The sequence below is a fragment of the Streptomyces sp. NPDC089915 genome, from assembly GCF_040684675.1.
Taxonomy (GTDB): domain Bacteria; phylum Actinomycetota; class Actinomycetes; order Streptomycetales; family Streptomycetaceae; genus Streptomyces.
Genome location: NZ_JBFBGN010000274.1, coordinates 1 through 3,146, shown reverse-complemented (window position 1 = coordinate 3,146; position 3,146 = coordinate 1). Strand labels below are relative to the sequence as shown.

Genomic DNA, 3,146 nt, shown 5'->3' with positions numbered 1-3,146 from the left:
GGCCGGTGGGCGCGTCAGATCGCTACGCGCTCCTGTCATCTCGGCGTCCTGCGGCCGTCTGGGGCTGAGCTCCGCATCAGGCGGGCAATCTCCCAGAGGCTTTACGTCGACTGACCTTCAGGACGGCCTTGAATCCGTGCGGATGTGGCGCGGGTGTTGGGAGTTGAGGAGTGCATGATCTGGCCCGAAGCAGTGAGCAGCCGCGTGAAGGTCGGGCAGGACAGGGAGCTCGTCCACTCGTATCCGTACCGCTCCGCCTGCCCCTCGACGGTGTGGGCCAAGCTGGTCGATGACACGACATCCGACATGCTGCTGGCTGGGTACACGAATTACTTCTTCTGGACCATGATCCCCGACTTCGCGGGAGTCGTCCGGAAGAAGGTGCGGGGCGGCTGCCGCGTCCGTTTCCTGCTCGGCGATCCGAACGGGGAGACCACCCGCCGTCGAGAGGAGATCGAGGGGACGGCACTGACCGTCTCCACCCGCATCCGCATGTCCTTGGAGCAGCTCGACCGGCTTGCTCCCCTGGACGGTTTGGAGATCCGGACCAGCGCGCCGGAGGACGCTGCCAACCACGTCGGCCTGAGCGTCTTCCTCTTCGACTCGGATGCCCTGGTCACCCCTCACCTCGCGCGCGTGATCGGTCATGACTCGCCCATGTTCCACCTCCGCCGCCATGGAGAGGAGGGGATGTACGACCGCTTCGCCGGCCATGCCGGGGAACTGTGGGAGCGGGGCACCCCGCACACCTTCGACCAGGCGCGGACGGCCGTCGGGCGCTGAGCATCTCCGTGATCACTACAGTTCGGTGCATGACCACACGAGACGACTTGCTCATCGATCTGATCAACCGGACGGAGGCGGAGGGTGAAGGTCCTCGCATCACCGTCGTCGCGCAGGGTGTGGTGATAACGGGCCGGATCGCGGCCCATTGGCACTGGGCGACGCACCTTGCCGAACAGCTCGCCGACACGGGTCTGCCCGACGAGCGGTTCGCCAAGGACTTCGGCCGCGAGGCCGGGGAGTCTCCCGAGTACCCGCCGGCCTTCCTCCACCTCCAGGGCTGCCAGCTGATCTCCGGCAACAGCAGCCTTCCCGCCGCACTGGGCGAGTCCTTCCGGATACCCCTCGACATGATCAGCGCCTGGAGCGTGCGCTGAGCGCGACCCCTTCGGCGGTGGCGGGCGGGACGGCCCCGGGGGACTTCGTCGGTTCCGGGGCCGTTGCAGGGCTGGCGGTACCGTCGCAGTAGACGAAGGGGACGCCATGAAGTGGAACGAGCACACCACCGGCCAGCGGATCAAGCTGCTGCGCGGAGCCGTCACTCAGGAAGAACTCGCCGAAAGCGCCGGCCTGTCCGTCGCCACGATCCGCAAGGCCGAACAGGACCGGGGACAGGTCTCGCTCCCCAGCCTCCTGCGGCTCGCCCATGCCCTCGGCGCCGACGTCTCGGTGGTCGTGGGTCAGCAGGCCCCCAAGAGGGCGATGCTCGCGGACGACCGCCTCACCCTTCGCGCGCTGTCGCGCACGGTCCACGACACCGCCGCCGGAACCGGCACCCAGAGGGAACCCGTCGATTTCGCCACCGACCTCGTGGCGGGGTGGGACGCCTACCGGGCTGGGCGCATCGGGGTGGCCGGCCAGTTCGCAACGTCGTGTGTCAGGGACGCCGCGACGGCCCTCGCCGACGCCCCGGACGACCGCCGTATGAGCGCACACGGCGCCCTCGCCGACGCCTACCGCCTCTCCGCCTACGTCGCCAACCAGCTCGGGGCCCGCGACCTCGCGTACGCCGCCATCGGCCACGCCGCCGACCAGGCCCGCCAGGGCGGAGACCCGAGGCGAGAGGCTTCCGTGGCCTCCGGACGCTCGTGGATCTACCTGCGCGATGCCCGGCTCGACGACGCCGAACACAGCGCAGCCACCTCCTACAACAGCATCGAGCCGACCTACGGCGACCGGGACCCCCAGCTCCTCGCCACCTATGGATGGCACGTCACCTTCGCGGCCGTCGTCGCCGCCCGACAGGGCAACACCGGTGCCGCCGAAGACCTGCTCTCCCAAGGTTCGGCCGTCGCCGCCCGGCTCGGGCGTGACGTCATGGTCAACGGCACCGCGTTCGGCCCCGCTTCCGTCACCGCCCAGGCCATCGGCATCGCCGTGTCCACCGGGAGGGCCGGGAGGGCCCTGCAACTCGCGGCCGGGCTGCCCGACAGTTCGGCCCTCCACCAGGCCGCGCGCAATCGACTCCAGCTCGACATCGCCCTCGCGCAGTGCGACACCAGGCAATACGACACCTGCCTGGACACACTGCTCACGGTCTGCACGGAGCACCCGGAATGGGTTCGCCACCAGACGCTGCCCGGCGTCATCGCCCAACGTGCGGGCCACGCCACCACGTCCCGCTCCCGCAAGATCGCAAAAATCATCGGCGCCACCCTCGCGTAACTCCTACGCCCCGTAGCACCGCCACCACCCCCGCATTCGCGTAGTGCCAACCTCGCGATCTTCACTCTCCGCATTGCCTCGATCACTCTGTAGTGCAGGGGTGGCCGGTCCTCGTCATTCCCCCGTGGCACGGGCCGACAGGCCGAGCCGATCGACGACCGAAGACGCGGGAGACCTCATGGGTGGCATCGATGCTCTTGCTGCCGGCGGGGAGCGGCAGGTCTGCGGCGCGACCAGCGCGCTGCCACTGTCTCTGGCTCTCGCCACCGTGCAGATCACCGAAGAGGAACAGGAGGCTCTCGACCTCATCGATCCGACACTCCGCTGCACTCTCGGCCCGCACCGTGGCCGTCATCGGGACCTGGTCCTCGACACGGACGAGGACAGCGCCGTCTGGACGTCCTGGCGGGACGGCGATCTGCCGACTGCCGTCGAGATCCTCAAGAACTGCGGCGAGAGCAACGGCCTGGCAGCAGGACACGACGACGTCTGCACCCACTACGCGGGCCACCCCGACGACCATTCCTGGGCCCTCTTCGACCCGGTGCTGGCCTACATCGACCAACACGTGCCCGCGGCCCTCCTCCGAGCCCTCGCCCCTTTCCTGAGTGAGCGAAAGGCTGACGTGCAGCAACCCCAGACGGCCGCCGGACGCTGAGATGACAGGAGCGCGTAGCGATCTGATGCGCCTGGCGGCG

Annotated in this window: 4 protein-coding genes; all 4 read left to right on the top strand. The window is 69.0% G+C overall.

Annotated elements, in window-relative coordinates; translation table 11 throughout:
- Window positions 1-174: 174 nt before the first annotated feature.
- The 4 genes from AB0O29_RS34730 (at window position 175) to AB0O29_RS34715 (ending at window position 3,106) form a co-directional block, all read left to right on the top strand.
- A complete protein-coding gene (locus tag AB0O29_RS34730; protein WP_365160097.1) occupies window positions 175-783 on the top strand; it encodes an XRE family transcriptional regulator in 609 nt (202 codons plus the stop codon).
- A gap of 29 nt (window positions 784-812) precedes the next feature.
- Window positions 813-1,160, top strand: coding sequence for a hypothetical protein (locus AB0O29_RS34725; protein ID WP_365160094.1), 348 nt, complete (start codon window positions 813-815; stop codon window positions 1,158-1,160).
- 106 nt (window positions 1,161-1,266) lie between these two features.
- On the top strand, window positions 1,267-2,448 hold the full coding sequence (locus tag AB0O29_RS34720) for a helix-turn-helix transcriptional regulator (RefSeq protein ID WP_365160091.1): 1,182 nt from the start codon (window positions 1,267-1,269) through the stop codon (window positions 2,446-2,448).
- Between the two features lie 178 nt (window positions 2,449-2,626).
- Window positions 2,627-3,106, top strand: a complete 480-nt coding sequence (locus AB0O29_RS34715; RefSeq protein WP_365160088.1) for a hypothetical protein — start codon at window positions 2,627-2,629, stop codon at window positions 3,104-3,106.
- Window positions 3,107-3,146: the final 40 nt, after the last annotated feature.

What these genes read in the sequence shown, in the direction of transcription:
- AB0O29_RS34730 (WP_365160097.1), top strand. Translation starts at nt 175, where the DNA reads ATGATCTGGCCCGAAGCAGTGAGCAGCCGCGTGAAGGTCGGGCAGGAC.
- AB0O29_RS34725 (WP_365160094.1), top strand. Translation starts at nt 813, where the DNA reads ATGACCACACGAGACGACTTGCTCATCGATCTGATCAACCGGACGGAG.
- AB0O29_RS34720 (WP_365160091.1), top strand. Translation starts at nt 1,267, where the DNA reads ATGAAGTGGAACGAGCACACCACCGGCCAGCGGATCAAGCTGCTGCGC.
- AB0O29_RS34715 (WP_365160088.1), top strand. Translation starts at nt 2,627, where the DNA reads ATGGGTGGCATCGATGCTCTTGCTGCCGGCGGGGAGCGGCAGGTCTGC.